General features: G+C 46.5%; 14 protein-coding genes. 11 read left to right on the forward strand and 3 right to left on the reverse strand.

From position 1 onward, the window contains the following. Positions 1 to 99: 99 nt before the first annotated feature. The 7 genes from cypD to ACZ07B_RS20010 all read left to right on the forward strand — a co-directional run bounded on the left by cypD (position 100) and on the right by ACZ07B_RS20010 (position 10,961). Positions 100 to 3,285: a bifunctional P-450/NADPH--P450 reductase gene (gene cypD, locus ACZ07B_RS19980; protein ID WP_464877589.1), complete on the forward strand. Its 3,186-nt coding sequence runs from the start codon at positions 100 to 102 to the stop codon at positions 3,283 to 3,285. A 701-nt stretch (positions 3,286 to 3,986) separates the two neighbouring features. Beyond that, positions 3,987 to 5,906 carry a lipoteichoic acid synthase LtaS1 gene (ltaS1, locus tag ACZ07B_RS19985; protein ID WP_024572622.1) on the forward strand — a complete coding sequence of 640 codons (1,920 nt, stop codon included), beginning with the start codon at positions 3,987 to 3,989 and terminating at the stop codon, positions 5,904 to 5,906. A gap of 237 nt (positions 5,907 to 6,143) precedes the next feature. Continuing rightward, positions 6,144 to 6,908 carry a glucose-1-phosphate cytidylyltransferase gene (locus ACZ07B_RS19990; protein ID WP_076458618.1) on the forward strand — a complete coding sequence of 255 codons (765 nt, stop codon included), beginning with the start codon at positions 6,144 to 6,146 and terminating at the stop codon, positions 6,906 to 6,908. Between the two features lie 6 nt (positions 6,909 to 6,914). Further along, on the forward strand, positions 6,915 to 7,883 hold the full coding sequence (locus ACZ07B_RS19995; protein ID WP_003244102.1) for a GDP-mannose 4,6-dehydratase: 969 nt from the start codon (positions 6,915 to 6,917) through the stop codon (positions 7,881 to 7,883). Between the two features lie 23 nt (positions 7,884 to 7,906). Then, positions 7,907 to 8,818 carry a putative nucleotide-diphospho-sugar transferase gene (locus ACZ07B_RS20000; RefSeq protein ID WP_017695588.1) on the forward strand — a complete coding sequence of 304 codons (912 nt, stop codon included), beginning with the start codon at positions 7,907 to 7,909 and terminating at the stop codon, positions 8,816 to 8,818. 28 nt (positions 8,819 to 8,846) lie between these two features. Beyond that, the gene (locus ACZ07B_RS20005) at positions 8,847 to 10,025 is read left to right on the forward strand and encodes a glycosyltransferase family 2 protein (protein ID WP_003233779.1); all 1,179 of its coding nucleotides are present in this window, start codon (positions 8,847 to 8,849) and stop codon (positions 10,023 to 10,025) included. Beyond that, a complete protein-coding gene (locus ACZ07B_RS20010; RefSeq protein ID WP_015482937.1) occupies positions 10,026 to 10,961 on the forward strand; it encodes a putative nucleotide-diphospho-sugar transferase in 936 nt (311 codons plus the stop codon). A gap of 29 nt (positions 10,962 to 10,990) precedes the next feature. Here the strand turns inward: ACZ07B_RS20010 and ACZ07B_RS20015 are convergent, their stop codons facing one another. The 3 genes from ACZ07B_RS20015 to ACZ07B_RS20025 all read right to left on the reverse strand — a co-directional run bounded on the left by ACZ07B_RS20015 (position 10,991) and on the right by ACZ07B_RS20025 (position 14,517). Next, entirely contained in the window at positions 10,991 to 12,220 is a 1,230-nt protein-coding gene (locus tag ACZ07B_RS20015) for an MFS transporter (protein ID WP_003233775.1), read from the reverse strand. Positions 12,221 to 12,331: 111 nt separating this feature from the next. Continuing rightward, positions 12,332 to 13,039, reverse strand: a complete 708-nt coding sequence (locus ACZ07B_RS20020; RefSeq protein ID WP_464877590.1) for a YjjG family noncanonical pyrimidine nucleotidase — start codon at positions 13,037 to 13,039, stop codon at positions 12,332 to 12,334. Between the two features lie 92 nt (positions 13,040 to 13,131). Continuing rightward, positions 13,132 to 14,517 (reverse strand): amino acid permease, encoded by a 1,386-nt coding sequence (locus ACZ07B_RS20025; protein WP_029946523.1) that lies wholly within the window; start codon positions 14,515 to 14,517, stop codon positions 13,132 to 13,134. 249 nt (positions 14,518 to 14,766) lie between these two features. On the opposite strand from ACZ07B_RS20025, the gene yfmT reads away from it, so the two are divergent. The 4 genes from yfmT to ACZ07B_RS20045 all read left to right on the forward strand — a co-directional run bounded on the left by yfmT (position 14,767) and on the right by ACZ07B_RS20045 (position 19,690). Further along, a complete protein-coding gene (gene yfmT / locus ACZ07B_RS20030; protein ID WP_464877591.1) occupies positions 14,767 to 16,224 on the forward strand; it encodes a benzaldehyde dehydrogenase in 1,458 nt (485 codons plus the stop codon). Positions 16,225 to 16,693: 469 nt separating this feature from the next. Then, positions 16,694 to 17,098 carry a methyl-accepting chemotaxis protein gene (locus ACZ07B_RS20035; protein WP_369888597.1) on the forward strand — a complete coding sequence of 135 codons (405 nt, stop codon included), beginning with the start codon at positions 16,694 to 16,696 and terminating at the stop codon, positions 17,096 to 17,098. 133 nt (positions 17,099 to 17,231) lie between these two features. Continuing rightward, on the forward strand, positions 17,232 to 19,121 hold the full coding sequence (locus tag ACZ07B_RS20040; protein ID WP_464877592.1) for an ABC-F family ATP-binding cassette domain-containing protein: 1,890 nt from the start codon (positions 17,232 to 17,234) through the stop codon (positions 19,119 to 19,121). A gap of 122 nt (positions 19,122 to 19,243) precedes the next feature. Further along, positions 19,244 to 19,690 carry a YfmQ family protein gene (locus ACZ07B_RS20045; protein ID WP_003243426.1) on the forward strand — a complete coding sequence of 149 codons (447 nt, stop codon included), beginning with the start codon at positions 19,244 to 19,246 and terminating at the stop codon, positions 19,688 to 19,690. The last annotated feature ends 105 nt before the right edge of the window (positions 19,691 to 19,795 follow it).

Below are 19,795 nucleotides of genomic sequence, written 5' to 3' on the forward strand. Positions count from 1 at the left end.
AACAGCGATCATGCGTCAATTGGGAGAACGGAATAATCATGACCATGAAAGGGAAATGTAGTCAAATAGAAGGCATCTCATACGGAAAGGAATGGTTCGATGAAGGAAACAAGCCCGATTCCTCAGCCGAAGACGTTTGGGCCGCTCGGCAATTTGCCTTTAATCGATAAAGACAAGCCGACGCTTTCGCTGATCAAACTGGCGGAAGAACAGGGCCCGATTTTTCAAATCCATACACCCGCGGGCACGACCATTGTAGTGTCCGGCCACGAATTGGTGAAAGAGGTTTGTGATGAAGAACGGTTTGATAAAAGCATTGAAGGCGCCTTGGAAAAGGTTCGCGCGTTTTCCGGTGACGGATTGTTTACGAGCTGGACGCATGAGCCTAACTGGAGAAAAGCGCACAACATTTTGATGCCGACGTTCAGCCAGCGGGCCATGAAGGACTATCATGAGAAAATGGTCGATATCGCTGTTCAGCTCATCCAAAAATGGGCAAGGCTCAATCCGAATGAAGCAGTCGATGTCCCGGGAGATATGACCCGGCTGACGCTCGACACCATTGGGCTATGCGGGTTTAACTACCGCTTTAACAGTTACTACAGAGAAACGCCCCACCCGTTTATCAACAGCATGGTGCGGGCGCTTGATGAAGCGATGCATCAAATGCAGCGGCTTGATGTTCAAGATAAGCTTATGGTCAGAACAAAGCGGCAATTCCGCCATGATATTCAAACGATGTTTTCGTTAGTCGACAGCATTATTGCAGAGCGCAGGGCGAATGGAGACCAGGATGAAAAAGATTTGCTCGCCCGCATGCTGAATGTGGAAGATCCGGAAACGGGTGAAAAGCTCGACGACGAAAATATCCGCTTTCAAATCATTACGTTTTTGATTGCCGGCCATGAAACAACGAGCGGCCTGCTTTCCTTTGCGACTTACTTTTTATTGAAGCATCCTGACAAACTGAAAAAGGCGTATGAAGAGGTCGATCGGGTGCTGACGGATGCAGCGCCGACCTATAAACAAGTGCTGGAGCTTACATACATACGGATGATTTTAAATGAATCACTGCGCTTATGGCCGACAGCTCCGGCTTTCAGCCTTTATCCAAAAGAAGACACAGTCATTGGCGGAAAATTTCCGATCACGACGAATGACAGAATTTCTGTGCTGATTCCGCAGCTTCATCGTGATCGAGACGCTTGGGGAAAGGACGCAGAAGAATTCCGGCCGGAACGGTTTGAGCATCAGGACCAAGTGCCTCATCATGCGTACAAACCATTCGGAAATGGACAACGGGCCTGTATCGGCATGCAGTTTGCCCTTCATGAAGCCACACTTGTGTTAGGCATGATTCTAAAATATTTCACATTGATTGATCATGAGAATTATGAGCTTGATATCAAACAAACCTTAACACTTAAGCCGGGCGATTTTCACATCAGGGTTCAAAGCCGTCATCAGGAAGCCATTCATGCAGACGTCCAGGCAGCTGAAAAAGCCGCGCCTGATGAGCAAAAGGAGAAAACGGAAGCAAAGGGTGCATCGGTCATCGGTCTTAACAACCGCCCGCTTCTCGTGCTGTACGGCTCAGATACCGGCACCGCAGAAGGCGTCGCCCGGGAGCTTGCTGATACTGCCAGTCTTCACGGCGTAAGGACAGAGACAGCACCTCTGAACGACCGGATTGGAAAGCTGCCGAAAGAGGGAGCAGTTGTCATTGTGACCTCGTCTTATAATGGAAAACCGCCAAGCAATGCCGGACAGTTCGTGCAGTGGCTTCAAGAAATCAAACCGGGTGAGCTTGAGGGCGTCCATTACGCGGTATTTGGCTGCGGCGACCACAACTGGGCGAGCACGTATCAATACGTGCCGAGATTCATTGATGAGCAGCTTGCGGAGAAAGGCGCGACTCGGTTTTCTGCGCGCGGGGAAGGGGATGTGAGCGGTGATTTTGAAGGGCAGCTTGACGAGTGGAAAAAAAGCATGTGGGCAGACGCCATTAAGGCATTCGGACTGGAGCTTAATGAAAACGCCGATAAGGAACGAAGCACGCTGAGCCTTCAGTTTGTCAGAGGGCTGGGCGAGTCTCCGCTGGCTAGATCGTACGAAGCCTCTCACGCATCCATTGCTGAAAATCGTGAACTTCAGTCTGCGGACAGCGATCGAAGCACCCGCCATATCGAAATCGCATTGCCGCCGGATGTTGAATATCAAGAGGGCGACCATCTTGGCGTATTGCCAAAAAACAGCCAAACCAATGTCAGCCGGATTCTCCACAGATTCGGTCTGAAGGGAACCGACCAAGTGACATTGTCGGCAAGCGGCCGCAGTGCGGGGCATCTGCCATTGGGCCGTCCTGTCAGCCTGCATGATCTTCTCAGCTACAGCGTCGAGGTGCAGGAAGCAGCCACAAGAGCGCAAATACGTGAACTGGCGTCATTTACAGTGTGTCCGCCGCATAGGCGCGAATTAGAAGAACTGTCAGCAGAGGGTGTTTATCAGGAGCAAATATTGAAAAAACGAATTTCCATGCTGGATCTGCTTGAAAAGTATGAAGCGTGTGACATGCCGTTTGAACGATTTTTAGAGCTTTTACGGCCGTTAAAACCGAGATACTATTCGATTTCAAGCTCTCCAAGAGTGAATCCGCGGCAAGCATCAATCACAGTCGGTGTCGTGCGCGGCCCTGCGTGGAGCGGCCGTGGCGAATACAGGGGCGTGGCTTCAAATGATTTAGCTGAGCGCCAAGCCGGTGATGATGTCGTGATGTTTGTCCGCACACCGGAATCCCGGTTTCAGCTTCCAGAAGATCCTGAAACTCCAATCATTATGGTCGGACCAGGCACCGGAGTCGCACCATTCCGCGGTTTCCTTCAAGCCCGCGAAGTTTTAAAGCGGGAAGGGAAAACGCTCGGTGAAGCTCATCTCTATTTTGGATGCAGGAACGATCGTGATTTTATATACCGCGATGAACTTGAGCAGTTTGAAAAAGACGGAATCGTCACTGTCCACACAGCCTTTTCCCGTAAAGAAGGCATACCGAAAACGTATGTCCAGCATGTAATGGCTGACCATGCAGAAACGTTAATATCGATCCTTGACCGCGGAGGCAGGCTTTATGTATGCGGTGATGGCAGCAAAATGGCCCCGGATGTGGAGGCGGCACTGCAAAAGGCGTATCAGTCTGTTCATGGCACCGGGGAGCAAGAAGCGCAAAACTGGCTGAGACATCTGCAGGATACCGGTATGTACACCAAAGATGTCTGGGCAGGGATATAGATAAAGAAGACTGGGAACATCCAGTCTTTCAGCGTGTCGGCAAACCCTCGCATTCGTTGTCAGGACTGCGCTTCGGTGCTCAATGCGAAGTGGATCAACGGCTAAATTCTCAGGCGTCCTGCCTAAACGCCGTCGTCATCACATCCTGTGAATATCCGCTCCTATGCTCGTCCTTCCTAGACTTCAAGGGTTTTCAATCACGCTGAAAAGATGACAAAATCCTAAAATGAAAACCATTTTAGGATTTTGTCAACAATCTGGAAGACTGGAGACATCCAGTCTTTTTTGTCCTTTCGAAAAAATAGTGATCGCGCTAAACGTTGATGCATACAATAACTTCAGTCCGCCGGAAGGGCGGGCTGTCTGCAAAACCTATTTTTCGTTTTTGCTAGTTTATGTTATTCTTATACTCGGTATCTATTTCTTTTTTCAAAGGCACACATGACAAAAGAAATCCTTTTTTTATTTCGGAGAAAAAAATGTGAAACGAAATGAAGGTTTCTTTCGTCCAGTGATTGGTTTCCAAATGGTTGTAATAAAAATGATATGGTGCGTAACATAAATATTCCGGCTTGCCGCGGTGTATTTCTTGTTGTGTGATGCCTTGATTTTGTTTGGAAAGAAGGAATTGGAAGGCAGGATATAAAGAGCAGGTAAATATGAATGAAGAACTTAAAGTGTTTAAGAAAGTAGAGGTTGCCATGAAGAAACTTTTTTCTTACAAACTTAGCTTTTTTGTGCTGGCTGTTATACTGTTTTGGGCAAAAACGTATTTATCCTACAAGACTGAGTTTAATCTTGGGGTAAAAGGCACAACTCAGGAGATCCTCCTGATATTTAACCCATTCTCAAGCGCCGTCTTCTTTTTAGGACTGGCTTTGCTGGCGAAAGGGCGTAAATCAGCCATTATTATGCTGATTATCGATTTCTTGATGACATTTGTGTTATATGCAAATATTTTATTCTATCGTTTCTTTGACGATTTCTTGACGTTCCCGAACATTAAACAGTCTGGAAACGTTGGAAACATGGGAGACGGGATTTTCAGTATCATGGCCGGTCATGATATTTTCTATTTCTTAGATATTATCATTTTGATTGCGGTATTGATCTGGAGACCTGAATTAAAAGAATACAAAATGAAAAAACGCTTTGCATCTTTAGTGATCCTTTCTGGGATCGCACTGTTTTTCATCAACCTGCACTATGCGGAAAAAGACCGTCCGCAGCTGCTGACAAGAACGTTTGACCGCAATTATATTGTGAAATATTTAGGTTTATACAACTACACCATTTATGACGGTGTACAGACGGCTCAAACAGAAACGCAACGGGCCTATGCAAGCAGCGATGATTTAACAAGCGTCGAGAATTACACGACGTCTCATTATGCGAAACCGAACGCCGAGTACTTCGGCTCTGCCAAAGGCAAAAATATCATTAAAATTCACCTCGAAAGCTTCCAGTCATTCCTGATTGACTACAAGCTAAACGGTGAAGAGGTGACGCCTTTCTTAAATAAGCTTGCGCACGGCGGGGAAGATGTGACGTATTTTGATAACTTCTTCCATCAGACAGGCCAGGGAAAAACATCTGATGCCGAGCTGACAATGGATAACTCGATCTTCGGTCTTCCTGAAGGCTCCGCGTTTGTGACGAAAGGCGAAAACACCTACCAGTCGCTTCCTGCGATTTTAGACCAGAAGGAAGGCTATACAAGCGCCGTCCTGCATGGTGATTACAAATCGTTCTGGAACCGTGACCAGATTTACAAACATATCGGATATGACAAGTTCTTCGACGCAAGCACGTATGATATGTCAGATGAAAATGTGATTAATATGGGGCTTAAGGATAAGCCGTTCTTTACAGAATCGATTCCAAAGCTTGAATCTCTTAAACAGCCATTTTATGCGCATTTGATTACATTGACAAACCATTATCCGTTTAACCTTGATGAAAAAGACGCGTCTCTTAAAAAAGCGACAACAGGCGATAACACAGTTGACAGCTACTTCCAGACAGCGCGTTACCTTGACGAAGCGCTTGAGCAATTCTTCAAGGAGCTGAAGGAAGCCGGCCTGTATGACAACTCAGTCATCATGATTTACGGTGACCATAACGGTATTTCTGAAAACCATAACCGAGCGATGAAAGAGATTCTTGGAAAAGAGATTACAGATTATCAAAACGCACAGAACCAGCGTGTGCCGCTGATGATCCGCGTTCCTGGCAAAAAAGGCGGAGTGAACCATACGTATGGCGGCGAAATTGACGTTATGCCGACACTTCTGCACTTAGAAGGAATTGATTCTCAGAAATATATCAACTTTGGTACTGATTTATTCTCTAAAGACCACGACGATACGGTGGCATTCAGAAACGGAGACTTCGTAACGCCGAAGTACACATCAGTCGACAATATCATTTACGATACGAAGACAGGTGAAAAACTGAAAGCGAATGAAGAAACGAAGAATCTGAAAACAAGAGTGACCCAGCAGCTGAGTCTTTCAGACAGTGTCCTGTACAAAGACTTGCTGAGGTTCCATAAACTAAGTGATTTCACAGCCGTTGATCCGTCTGACTATCATTACGGCAAGGAAAAAGAAATCAAATAAAGATGAGAAAGAGCCTTGAGCGGGCGCATTGCCTTCGCTGAAGGCTCTTTTTTTTGGTTACATAACCAACTTGAAAAAATAGATTCTATTTGGTCACCAAGGCCGTCTTTCTCTCATATCATTACAGTAGATTTTGAAACCGGATTGAAATCGGACAAATTATCGGGGAAATGCCTTGATAGATTGTGAAGATGTACCAGGTTTCGAACTCAATATTCATAGAGATGAGGGGTAGAGATGAAAGCGGTCATTCTCTGCGGCGGAAAAGGAACGAGAATGAGTGAAGTCACGAATGACATTCCTAAACCGCTCGCCATGATAGGCGGCAAACCGATTCTATGGCATATTATGAAAATTTATCAGTACTACGGAGTAAACGAGTTTATTCTGCTTTTGGGCTATAAAGGAGAAAAAATCAAGGAATACTTTCTCGACTATGAATGGAAGCACAACAGCCTGACACTCGACAGCTCTACGGGAGAGGTACAGATGCTGGGGCAGCCTGAAACGTGGAAAATTACGTTTTTGGAGACTGGGGAAGATACGCTGACAGCCGGAAGAATCTTGCAGGCGAAAGACTATATCGGTGATGAAACATTTCTGCTTACCTATGGGGACGGGCTGGCCAATATCAATCTTTTCCATCTCATCAGCTATCATCAGACAAAAGGTGCTGCCGCGACTGTCACCGGCATTGACAAAGTCTCGCAGTTTGGCACCTTGACGGTTGAGGACGGCATGGCGAAAACATTTTCTGAGAAGACATCAAGTGACGGAATCATCAACGGCGGATTCTTCGTTCTCAGTCCAAAGGTTTTCGATTATTTGCCGAAGGACGGGAACGCGATGTTCGAAGATGAACCGCTGAAGAACCTTGCCAAAGACGGAGAGCTTGCTGTGTACCGCCATTACGGATTTTGGACGGCTATTGATACGTATAAAAATCTCTTAGAAGTCAACAAAATGTGGAATCAAGGACAACAAGTATGGAAGGTATGGTGAATCGATTTGAGTTTCTGGAAAAATAAAAACGTATTTGTCACGGGATGCACAGGTCTTTTAGGAAGCTATTTGGTGAAAGAGCTGATTGAACAGGGCGCAAACGTTACGGGGCTTGTCAGGGATCATGTGCCTCAATCCAATCTTTATCAGGGAGAACATATCAAGAAAATGAACATCGTGCGGGGCTCTCTTGAGGACTTGGCTGTGATTGAACGCGCGCTTGGCGAGTATGAGATCGACACTGTCTTTCATCTTGCTGCACAAGCGATTGTCGGCGTGGCAAACCGCAACCCGATTTCTACCTTTGAAGCGAATATCCTCGGCACATGGAATATTCTCGAAGCCTGCCGCAAGCATCCGTTAATTAAGCGGGTCATTGTCGCTTCAAGTGATAAAGCTTACGGCGATCAAGAAAACCTTCCATACGATGAAAACATGCCGCTGCAAGGCAAGCACCCGTACGACGTCTCAAAAAGCTGCGCAGATCTGATCAGCCACACCTATTTTCACACGTACGGGCTTCCGGTCTGCATTACGCGCTGCGGAAACTTATACGGCGGCGGAGATTTGAACTTCAACCGCATCATTCCTCAGACGATTCAGCTTGTGCTGAACGGGGAAGCGCCGGAAATCCGAAGCGACGGTACCTTTGTACGGGACTACTTCTATATTGAAGACGCCGTTCAGGCTTATCTGCTTCTTGCAGAAAAAATGGAAGAAAACAATCTTGCCGGAGAGGCCTTTAACTTCAGCAATGAGATCCAGCTGACCGTACTTGAACTGGTAGAGAAAATATTAAAGAAAATGAACAGTAATCTGAAACCTAAGGTGCTGAATCAGGGAAGCAATGAAATCAAACATCAATATTTATCCGCGGAAAAAGCAAGAAAGCTGCTGAATTGGACACCGGCCTACACTATTGATGAGGGACTTGAAAAAACGATTGAGTGGTATACGGAATTCTTCAAAAAGTAATGTGAAACGAGGTGAACAAGACTGTGACCAGCGCGTATTGCACCGTTTTATCAAAAGGAAGATTATATCAGGCAGTCGCTTTGTTTAAGTCGTTAGAGCAAGTTGATCAAGACAGTCCCATTTTTATACTTTGCATGGATGAAGATACGCACCGCGTGTTACAGAAGCTGAAGATGAAGCAGCTGAACCTTGTGCCGGTGGCCGCTCTTGAAAATGAATTGCTGCTGAAGCTGAAGGAAACTAGAGATCAAAGTGAGTATTGCTGGACGATGAAGCCGATCTTTCTGCAAGCTGTGCTGAACAGCAATCCTGAGCTGGAGCGTGTGACGTATATTGACGGGGATCTCTTTTTCTATGCAGATCCATCGCCGATTTTTGAAAACCAGCCGGACTGCTCGGTGCTGCTTTCACGGGGGGATATTGTAATCCCTTCTTTTGAGAAAGAGCAGATTGACATGCTGCAGCGTCTTTTAGGCAGATATAATTCCGGGTTTATCAGCTTCAAGCATGATGATGCAGGCACGGATTGCTTGGAGTGGTGGAAGGAACGCTGTCTTGAGGAATGCAAAAATGCACCGGGTGAAGGAAAATTCGGTGACCAAGGCTATTTGGATTATATGTCTGAGCTGTTTCCGAATGTGTGTGACATTACAACACCCGGCGTGAACATCGGGCATTGGAATTATGGGCAGCATACGTTTTCCTGGAAAGATGGCCGGATCGTGCTGGAGGATGGCAGTCCGCTGATCTTTTATCATTTCAGCGGATACCGAATCGTCAGCATCAATGAAATCAAACAGATTCATGAAACAACCCGCACAGATCTGCCGTTTGTGCATGAACTGTATCAAGAGACACTGCCGCATATCATTCAGCACATGAAAACGTTAGACCCTGAATTTAACGGTTTTGCTTCAAAAGATGACAACAAATAAATGAGTAAATACAGGAAGTGAAAATGAAGTGAAAGCAAGCGTTATTATTCCTGCATATAATTCGAAGGAGCGTCTTTACAACAGCCTTCTGTCATTAAACCAGCAGGAGTGCGATGAAGAATTCGAAGTCATTGTAGCGGACAATGGCTCTGAGGACGGGACGCTCTCGATGCTTGAGTCATTTCAAGCTGATTTTCCGCTGATCTTTACACGGATTAAAGAAAACAGGGGCATTGCGTACGGACGAAATCAGGCGCTTCGCAATGCCAGAGGAGACATCCTGATTTTCCATGACAGCGATATGCTTGCGGCAAAGGACCTTGTGGCAAAACATATTAAAGCCCATGAGAACGAAGAGAATCTCGTCGTGTGCGGGTTGTTTTGGAAACGGATCTACAGTTTTTACTATGAACGATTTGAAGAAGAACATAAGGAACAGCTCGCAAAGCTCACAGGTGAAATGCCGAAGAAAGACAAACAAAAGCTGCTGGAGGAAGCGGACATCAAAAACGGAAGCTTTCTTGATAAAAGCTTTGACCTCGATACCGACTTTATAGACGTGCTCAAGAAGATTTTAGATGAGTACGGCGATGACTTGAAAGGCTATCATATGCCATGGCGCTTTTTTATCACGAATAATTCCTCTGTGAAACGCAAGCATGTGGTTGACCTCGGTTTATTTGACGAAGGCATTGTGCGGTACGGGTTTGAGGATTATGACCTCGGGATCAGGCTTCATCAGGCCGGATTGACCTTCAGGCTTCGCCGCGATATTGTCAGTGTTCATCAGGAACATCCAAGCAATTGTAAGTCTGTAGACGATATTCGGGCAAACATTGCCTATATGTGCGATAAATACAATAACATCCGCTCCTTAGACGTTCATCTCGCATTTAATGGGCCGTTCCCGCCTGACATGACGAACAGAATCATGGCTGATATTCAAAAGCTGCTGGAATCACAGAAATATGATATGCTGCTGAATCTGTTTCTTGAGCTTCTGCATGTTGTTAAAGAGCGCAACATTGATCCGGATTGGAGAAAGAAATCCCCAAGGGTGACGGCGAAAAGCTTTGATTTACAAACTGTCCGCAAGCTTCTGCCGAAAGCGAAGAAAAAGCTAGGCGTGAACGATTTTGCCAACGCACTGTATGCGCTTGTCAACGATTTGCTGCACGTGGATCTTAGATCATTGGATGTGGTATAAGTGAGTACATTTCATTTTTCAACGATAGTGTCAAGGACACATATCTTTAAGCTCATGCCTATGATTCATTCTCTCCATGAGCATTGCGATGATTTTCATTTATATGTGCTGTGTGTCGACCAGAAAGCGTATGAATTGCTTCAGCACGTTCCATGGGAGCATGTCACCTTTGTGCAGCTGCATGAAATGGAAGACCCGGAGCTGCTGAAAGCGAAAAGCAACAGAACGTTTCATGAATATTGCTGGACGTTAAAGCCCGCCTTTTTGTTTCATGTGATGAGCAAGTGGGATGACGCTGAATACTTTGCCCATATGGATACGGATCTATTTTTCTTTTCTGATCCGGCGCGTATTTTTGCAGAAAACCCAACGGCGTCTCTGTATTTGACTGATCATCGTAATTCGCCGCGCTTCATGTCCTACTACGACCGAACCGGACGCTTTAATACAGGCTTTGTCGGTGCCGGTAATACAAAGGAAGCATATGAAGCGGTGTGGCAGTGGAGACAGGACTGTATTGAATTTTGCACGGTCGAAATGGATACGGAACGAAAGACATACGGTGATCAAAGGTATGTGGAGAAATGGCCGGCGCAGTTTAAAGGTGTTCATGTTGTCAAATCAATAGGAGCCAATACAGCGCTTTGGAATATCGAAAACTATAAGGTCGGGCAAAAGGACGGCCGCGTGTATATAGATGAAACGCCGCTGATTTTCTATCATTTCTCAGGGTTTACACTGGTGACAGAAAAAGAGTTTAATCTTTGCTGGTACTACCGGATTGAAGACGAAGCAACAATTGAGATGATTTATATGCCGTATATATTAAATCTGAAAAGATGGATTGATGAAATACAGTCGGCGTTTCCGGACTTTGCGGATGGCTTTATCCCGAAGCACGCAGTGCCTGACACTCATTTTATCCAGTTGGATTAAAAAAACCCTGCCGTCTGGCAGGGGTTTTTTCAGCTATGCCATTCTCTCAGCTTCTGGTCACTCGGCAATAGGAAGGCAAGGATGCCGAGAACAGGGAGAAAGGCAATGGCGATCATCGTCGGGGTCAGTCCCGCGGCGTCAATCAGAGCGCCCAGCGCCACAGCGCCGATTGCGCCCATCCCGAAGGCAAGCCCGACGGTTAAACCGGACATTGTGCCGATTTTTCCAGGAACTAGCTCCTGTGCGTAGACGACCGTTACAGAAAAGCTCGACATCAGAACCAAGCCAATCAATGCGAGCACGCCATAGGCGAGAACCGGGCCGGCAAATGGCAGCACAATCGCCAGCGGCGCCGAGCATAACAGCGAACCGAGGATAACGAAGCGTTTTCCAAAACGGTCTGCAAGCGGGCCGCCGAGAAACGTGCCGATTGCGCCGAACAGCAAGAAGACAAAAATATAGCTTTGTGCCTGCTGAATGCTTACGTGATAGGTATCCATCGCGTAAAACGTGTAAAAGTTACCGATCGCACTCGTATACCAAGAACGAGCAAAAATGAGAAATATAATAATAATAAGAGCAGATACAACAGATTTGGTGATGGCCGTGTTTTCAGCCGTTTTCTTTTGTTTGCCTGATTTCTGGGCAAGGCTGCCGAGACGTGAGGCGTACCATTTCGCAATATACATGAGAAACATAACAGCAAGCGCGGCGACAAGCGTGAACCAAACAGCGCCGAATTGCCCGAGCGGCACAAGGATCAGCGCGGTGATCAGCGGCGCCATCGCCTGGCCTGAGTTTCCGCCCACCTGATAAATCGACTGGGCGAGCCCGCGTTTTGTGCCGGCGGCCATATACGCCACACGGGAGCCCTCCGGATGGAAAATGGCCGAGCCTAATCCAATGAAAAACACACAGCATAAGATCGTTGCGAATGACGGGGCAAATGCAAGGCCTAAAATGCCAAGCATGCTGGCGGTCAAACCGACTGGCAGCGCATACGGCCGCGGCCGTTTATCGGTATACCAGCCGACAACAGGCTGCATGACGGATGACACCATGTTTAATGTGAAAGCGATGATGCCGAGCTGTGTAAACGTCAGGCTCATGGAGCGTTCCAAAATAGGGAACATGGCCGGAATCACAGCTTGAAGCGAATCGTTGAGCATATGGCAGATTCCGATAATAATCAAAATCGGATACACCGTGGTGCCTGGTTTTTGAACTGTTTTTTCTTTTAACGGGGCGGCGATAGCCAATTGAGTCTCCTCCTTACATATATAACCAAAGCATACCACCATATTATTCATAAGGTGAAGAATTTATCAAGAGGAAAAAAGACTCTTATGAAAGAAACGCCGTCAGCCTGATTAGCAGCTGACGGTATTTTCGATATTCAAAATGTGATATAGCTCTTCAAGCTTACGAATCTCATAGGTTGGTATGACCTCTGGCACATTCGGCTTCATGTCAGGGTTCATCCAGCAAGTATCAAGCCCGGCAAGCTGTCCGCCTTTGATATCAGCAGTTAGTGAATCCCCGATGATTAATGTGTGCTCTGCTGAAAATTGAGGAATCCGTTCAAACACGTAATCGAAATATTCCTTCATCGGCTTTTGGAAGCCTGTGTCTTCAGAAACGAAAATGTCTTTGAAGAATGGAAATAATCCTGAATCACGGAGACGCTTATATTGTGTGTTAGACACACCGTTTGTCACGATGTACAAATCATACTGTTGCTGCAGATTTGAGATGAGATCAAATGCACCGTCAATAAGCTGATGTCCTTCTTCAAGAAAGCGGCGGTATTTTTGCTCAAGCAAGGCGCCGTCCGCCTCGTAACCGTACTCCTTGAGCAAAGCGGGAAAACGCGTGTTTACGACTTCATCCCGTGTCATCTTACCTTCTTCAAAGGCTCTCCAGAGACCTTGATTGATGGTTTTATACTGCGCCTTCATGTCATTTGTTAAAGGAATGTTCTGATCTTCAAACAGCAAACGCAGGGCTAAAGCTTCTGCCGCTTGAAAATCAAGGATGGTATCATCTACATCAAATAATAAAGTGCGGTATCGTTTCATCTGTGTGTCTCCCTTTCCTCATATGTATTCAAAGTATAGCACATAAAAAAAGGAAAAAGCCGGCGGGTGAGGCACCGCCGGCTAAAAAGAGATTATTTGTTTAATAAGCTGTGTTTTCTCGAATATAGGAAGTAAACCAGCGTTCCGACAGCGATCCAGATGACAAATGAAAGCCATGTGACGCCGGGAAGGCTGTACATGAACCAAATGCAGATGCCTGCGCTGATAATCGGCACAACCGGAACGAACGGCACTCTGAAGGACGCCTTGATTTCAGGATGTTTCTTTCTTAGCACAATGACAGCAATAGATATGACCGTAAACGCGGCAAGTGTTCCCATGTTCACCAGATGGGCCAGCGTTCCGAGGTTAATAAAGCCGGCGATTCCCGCTGCAACGATTCCTGTCAGCCATGTGTTGCGGAACGGGGTTTTAAATGACGGATGAACCTTTGCGAACAATCCAGGCAGAAGGCCGTCTCTGCTCATGGCAAATGTCAAACGAACCTGAGCGTACAGCAAAGCGAGCATCACCGTCGTAATCCCGATAATCGCACCGACAGAAATAATTCCGGCAACAGCGTCCTGTCCGACGAATTTCAGCGCAAAGGATACAGGATCTCCGACATTCAATTTGGCATAAGGCATCATGCCTGTCAGCACAAGCGATACCGCGATGTACAGAACCGTGCAGACAGCTAGAGCTGAAATAATGCCGACGGGCATGTTTTTTTGCGGATTTTTCACTTCCTCTGAAGCGTTAGAAACCGCGTCAAACCCAAGGTACGCGAAGAATACAGTGGCAGCGCTAAGAATGACGCCTTTCATCCCGAATGGCATAAAAGGAGACCAGTTGTCCGGTTTTACATAGCCGATGCCGACAATAATGAACAATAAAATGATCGCGATTTTCATCAGTACGATGACGTTGTTAAAGCGTGTGCTTTCCTTGACGCCTCTGCTGACAATCGCGGTGATGAGGAGAATGATCACCGCAGCCGGAAGATTAAATACGGCGCCCGCCGTGCTTCCCGGCGCTCCTGTCAGTGCAGCCGGAATATGAAGATTGAAGCCGGCAAGCAGTGATTGAAAGTATGAAGACCAGCCGGTGGCAACCGCCGACAGTGCAATGACATATTCAAGCATGAGATCCCATCCGATCAAAAAGGCGAGCAGCTCTCCAAGTGTCACGTATGAGTATGAGTATACGCTTCCCGAAATCGGAATTGAAGACGAAAACTCAGCATAACAGAAAGCAGCCAGCGCACAGGCGAGCCCCGCTAAAATAAACGATATGATGAGGGCGGGACCTGCACCGGTCGCTGCCACTGTTCCTGTAATGACAAAAATCCCTGTACCGATGACACAACCGATACCGAGCAAGGTTAAATCAAATGCGCTTAACGTACGGGCAAGGCTTTTTGACTTGCTCTGCGCACTCAATGTTTCAAGCGGTTTTTTTCTAAATAATGAACTCATCAAAAGTTCCTCCTGGAAATATTCAAAATATTCTAATCATTATATACAGTTCTTGTTGTATTATATTGTCGAAATTTGACGCAGTCAATAAAATATTTTTCTGCTTTAAATGATAGAAGCGAAACAGCGTTGTCGTATCATAGGATAGTAATTTTTACTAATCGTATATTCAATTTTATGCAAGATGAACCGATAGAAAAAATAGATTCGCCCATATTTTGATTTGCGGTTATAAAGGAGATGCTGACCATGTTTCAATATGAAGAGTTGAATAAACAGTTTATCGGCGGGAAATGGCAGGAGGGCAGCAGCCCAAATATATTGGAAAACAAAAATCCTTATACTCAAAAAACATTCACAACATTCCGTAAAGCGACTGCTGACGATGTAGATGAAGCGTATCGGGCAGCGGCGCTGGCAAAGAAAAAATGGGATGCGGTCAACCCGTTTGAGAAAAGAACCATTTTAGAAAAAGCCGTCACGTATATTGAAGAAAATGAAGAAGCCATTATTTATTTGATTATGGAGGAGCTAGGCGGTACAAGGCTCAAAGCGGCTTTTGAAATCGGGCTTGTCAAAAACATCATGAAAGAAGCGGCAACGTTCCCAATCCGCATGGAGGGGAAAATTCTTCCGTCCACAATAGATGGTAAGGAAAACAGATTATATCGCGTGCCGGCAGGCGTTGTCGGTGTCATCAGTCCGTTTAACTTCCCATTCTTTTTATCTATGAAATCAGTGGCGCCTGCACTCGGAGCCGGCAATGGCGTTGTGCTAAAGCCGCATGAGGAAACGCCGATTTGCGGAGGAACGCTGATTGCGAAAATTTTTGAGAACGCGGGAATTCCAGCGGGGCTGCTGAATGTTGTTGTCACAGACATTGCTGAAATCGGCGACAGCTTCGTTGAGCATCCAGTGCCGCGGATCATCTCATTTACCGGTTCTACGAAAGTCGGCAGCTACATCGGACAGCTTGCGATGAAGCATTTTAAAAAGCCGCTTCTTGAGCTTGGCGGGAACAGCGCCTTCATCGTACTTGAGGATGCAGATATAGAATATGCGGTCAATGCGGCGGTGTTCAGCCGATTTACACATCAAGGACAGATTTGCATGTCAGCCAACCGCGTGCTTGTTCATTCTTCTATTTATGACAAGTTCCTTGAGCTGTACCAGGCAAAAGTGGAATCGCTGAAAGTCGGCGACCCAATGGATCCTGATACGATTATCGGGCCATTAATCAACAGCAGACAGACGGACGGGCTGATGAAGACTGTAGAGCAAGCAATTGAAGAAGGCGCTGTACCAGTGAAGCTTGGCGGATTTAACGGGACGATCGTGGAACCGACGATCTTAAAAGACGTCAAACCGTTCATGAGCATTGCCAAGGAAGAGCTGTTCGGACCAGTCGTCTCCTTTATGAAGTTTGATTCAGAAGACGAAGCGGTGGATATCGCAAACGAAACCCCGTTTGGCTTGAGCGGTGCCGTACATACGTCAAATCTTGAGCGCGGCGTGGCTTTTGCGAAACGCATTGAAACAGGCATGATTCACGTCAATGACACGACTATCAATGATGAACCGAATGTAGCCTTCGGCGGTGAAAAGCAATCAGGCCTCGGCCGTTTAAACGGTGAGTGGAGCCTCGAAGAATTTACAACGCTGAAATGGATCTCGGTCCAGCACGAAAAACGCAGATTCCCTTATTAATGAAAAGGAGTGAATGGAATTGACCATAAATACGGAAAAAGAAACCGCAGATATTCTGGACGCATTTATCAAAGTAGCCCCTTATTTAAACAGCCTGGTTCAGGATGATATTACAATCGGCATTTATGATACGGAAAAACTGCTCGTGAATATACCGGCTAAAACCTTTTCGCTGAACGTAAAAGCCGGCGATCCGCTGCAGGAAGGGGATATCATCACAGATGCCATCCGAAGCAATCAGAAGAAGACGAGCATGGTTCCGAAAGAATTGTTCGGCTTCCCATTGATCGCGCGTGCCATCCCGCTGCACGACGAGAATGGAAGAGTCATTGGAGGCGTCGGCCTCGGAACGAGCCTTGAGGAGTCGTCAAAGCTGCATGATGTCGCGGAAAGCTTATCAGCTGTCGTTGAACAAACAGCCGCGGCTATTTCCGACATTTCTGAATCAATTAACGGGTTTTCAACTCAAATGTCGGGCATTTCCTCTCAGGCGAAAAAAGTAAGCGAAAGCGCCGGTGAAATCGCCGATATTTCAGTAACTGTTAAAGGCATCTCTGACCAAAGCAATCTGCTCGGCTTGAACGCCGCGATCGAAGCGGCAAGAGCAGGGGAGTCCGGAAAAGGCTTCTCTGTCGTCGCAGATGAGATCAGAAAGCTAGCAACGCATTCAAAAGAAAATGTCGGCCAAATTGACCAGATTACGAAAAAAATCCACAGTCTGCTGAAAGGGCTGGAGGAATCCATTGAGTCGATTAACCAGCATACAGACGGACAAGCCGCTGCTGTTGAACAAATTTCCGCCACAATGCAGGAGATTTCAGGAAGCGCGCAGCATCTTGCAAAAATGGCTGAAAAAGCGCTTGAGGAAGAGTAAAAGACCGGGGACAAACGTCCCCGGTCTTTTTCTATCCTGCATTTCCATGAAATTCGTCTGACGTTTTACTAGTTTTATTCCAGCGGCTGATTTAAAATGTACACATGAACTTACGTGAGGATTGATAGGAACCATGAGCATATTAAAAGCGGAAAATCTTTATAAAACATACGGAGATAAAACATTATTTGACCATATCTCCTTTCATATTGAAGAGAATGAGAGAATCGGATTAATCGGGCCGAACGGAACAGGAAAATCAACGCTGCTGAAAGTGATTGCCGGCTTGGAATCTACCGAAGAAGGAGAAATCACGAAATCCGGAAGCGTGCAGGTCGAATTTCTTCATCAAGACCCGGAGCTGCCTGCGGGGCAAACAGTGCTGGAGCATATCTATTCCGGTGAATCGGCTGTGATGAAAACCTTGCGTGAATATGAAAAAGCGCTGTATGAACTGGGGAAAGATCCCGAAAATGAACAGCGCCAGAAACACCTGCTGGCAGCACAAGCGAAAATGGACGCAAACAATGCATGGGATGCAAACACCTTGGCAAAAACCGTATTGTCTAAGCTGGGCGTCAAAGACGTAACAAAACCGGTCAATGAGCTCTCAGGCGGCCAGAAAAAACGGGTAGCCATTGCCAAAAACTTAATTCAGCCCGCTGATCTGCTCATTTTGGACGAGCCGACAAACCATTTGGATAATGAAACGATTGAGTGGCTTGAAGGGTATTTAAGCCAATATCCCGGCGCCGTCATGCTGGTGACGCACGATAGATATTTCTTAAACCGTGTCACCAACCGCATTTATGAGCTTGAAAGAGGCAGCCTCTACACGTACAAAGGCAACTATGAAGTGTTTTTAGAAAAACGCGCGGAACGGGAAGCGCAGGCTGAGCAAAAGGAAACGAAGCGGCAAAACCTGCTGCGCCGCGAGCTGGCTTGGCTCAGACGAGGAGCGAAAGCCCGCTCAACAAAACAAAAGGCGAGAATTGACCGGGTAGAGACGCTTAAAGAGCAGAAAGGCCCTCAGTCATCAGGTTCACTCGATTTTGCCATTGGCTCGCACCGTCTCGGAAAACAGGTTATTGAAGCGGAGAACGTCATGATCGCTTATGACGGCCGCATGCTCGTCGACCGTTTTAATGAACTTGTCATACCAGGTGAACGGATCGGGATCATCGGGCCGAACGGCATCGGGAAAACAACGCTGTTAAATGCCCTTGCCGGCCGTCATACGCCGGACGGAGGCGATATTACGATCGGACAGACGGTCAGAATCGGCTACTATACTCAGGATCATAGTGAAATGAACGGTGAGTTAAAGGTCATTGACTATATAAAAGAAACGGCGGAGGTCGTAAAAACGGCAGATGGCGATATGATTACAGCTGAACAAATGCTCGAGCGTTTCCTCTTCCCGCGTTCGATGCAGCAGACGTATATCCGCAAGCTGTCCGGCGGGGAAAAACGCCGTTTATACTTGCTTCAGGTTCTCATGCAGGAGCCGAATGTCCTGTTTCTCGATGAGCCGACGAACGATTTGGATACTGAAACATTAAGCGTTCTTGAGGATTATATTGACCAGTTCCCAGGCGTCGTCATCACCGTATCCCATGACCGCTATTTCCTTGACCGCGTCGTCGACCGTTTGATTGTATTTGAAGGAAATGGTGTCATTTCCCGCTTTCAAGGCTCCTACAGCGACTATATGGAGGAGTCAAAAGCGAAAAAAGCGGCCCCAAAACCGGCAGCTGAGGAAAAATCGGCTGAAGCCGAGCCGAAGAAAAAACGGAAAAAGCTTTCTTACAAAGACCAGCTGGAATGGGACGGCATCGAAGATAAAATTGCCCAGCTGGAAGAAAAGCATGAACAGCTCGAAGCTGACATCGCCGCAGCAGGCAGTGATTTTGGCAAAATCCAAGAGCTGATGGCCGAGCAGGCGAAAACTGCGGAAGAACTTGAGGCTGCGATGGACCGCTGGACAGAATTGTCCCTCATGATCGAAGAACTGGAAAGCTAAAAAGTGTGGCCGCAGCAGGCCGCGCTTTTTTTCACATAATGGACAAAAACGAATCGGCCTGCTTATGTTAGGATAAAATTGTGTGTCAGCGGCACATGGAAAACTAACGGAGATGATGAAGTATGACATGGGCGATCGTGATGTTAATTCTCATGAGTCTGGTGAAAATCGTATTAACCTGTCTTCCTACAGGCGTCATAGAATGGCTGCTCGGCAAATTTGAAGTGCACGCCAAGCTGAGTGACGAAAATGCGAGTCTCTCTCTAGATGGAAAACGCCTCGAGGGTGCAGAGAAGCAGAAAGTGATTGATCAATTTAACGAAGCTATCTTCCTGGAAAAATATTATATCTATCCAGGTGATGAAGAGCGTTATTTACATCCGGAAAACGGCGGCACGCCGCTGGTGATAGATACAAAAAAAGGAAAAAAAGACGTGAAGCTGTTCGTGTACCGCTACGACGACCATATCGACGTCGTGAAACAGTACAAGAAGAAAGTGATCGCGTATCGAGTGCTTTCTGAAAGCCTTCAAAAAGAGTCTCTGTCAGTGGCGGGAAGTTTAGCTTAAACAGGAAAGTGAAAGACGGGTGCTTTATGCTGCTCGTCTTTTTTATTGTTTTTTAAAACTTAACGTTTACGTTAAGGTTCAAAAGGTGTATAATGGTAACAGAAA

This window comes from Bacillus sp. 9.4 (assembly GCF_055486415.1).

Excerpts from the sequence above, each read along its gene's own strand:
- cypD (WP_464877589.1), top strand. The coding sequence starts at position 100 with ATGAAGGAAACAAGCCCGATTCCTCAGCCGAAGACGTTTGGGCCGCTC.
- ltaS1 (WP_024572622.1), top strand. The coding sequence starts at position 3,987 with ATGAAGAAACTTTTTTCTTACAAACTTAGCTTTTTTGTGCTGGCTGTT.
- ACZ07B_RS19990 (WP_076458618.1), top strand. The coding sequence starts at position 6,144 with ATGAAAGCGGTCATTCTCTGCGGCGGAAAAGGAACGAGAATGAGTGAA.
- ACZ07B_RS20020 (WP_464877590.1), bottom strand. The coding sequence starts at position 13,039 with ATGAAACGATACCGCACTTTATTATTTGATGTAGATGATACCATCCTT.
- ACZ07B_RS20025 (WP_029946523.1), bottom strand. The coding sequence starts at position 14,517 with ATGAGTTCATTATTTAGAAAAAAACCGCTTGAAACATTGAGTGCGCAG.
- yfmT (WP_464877591.1), top strand. The coding sequence starts at position 14,767 with ATGTTTCAATATGAAGAGTTGAATAAACAGTTTATCGGCGGGAAATGG.
- ACZ07B_RS20035 (WP_369888597.1), top strand. The coding sequence starts at position 16,694 with ATGTCGGGCATTTCCTCTCAGGCGAAAAAAGTAAGCGAAAGCGCCGGT.
- ACZ07B_RS20040 (WP_464877592.1), top strand. The coding sequence starts at position 17,232 with ATGAGCATATTAAAAGCGGAAAATCTTTATAAAACATACGGAGATAAA.
- ACZ07B_RS20045 (WP_003243426.1), top strand. The coding sequence starts at position 19,244 with ATGACATGGGCGATCGTGATGTTAATTCTCATGAGTCTGGTGAAAATC.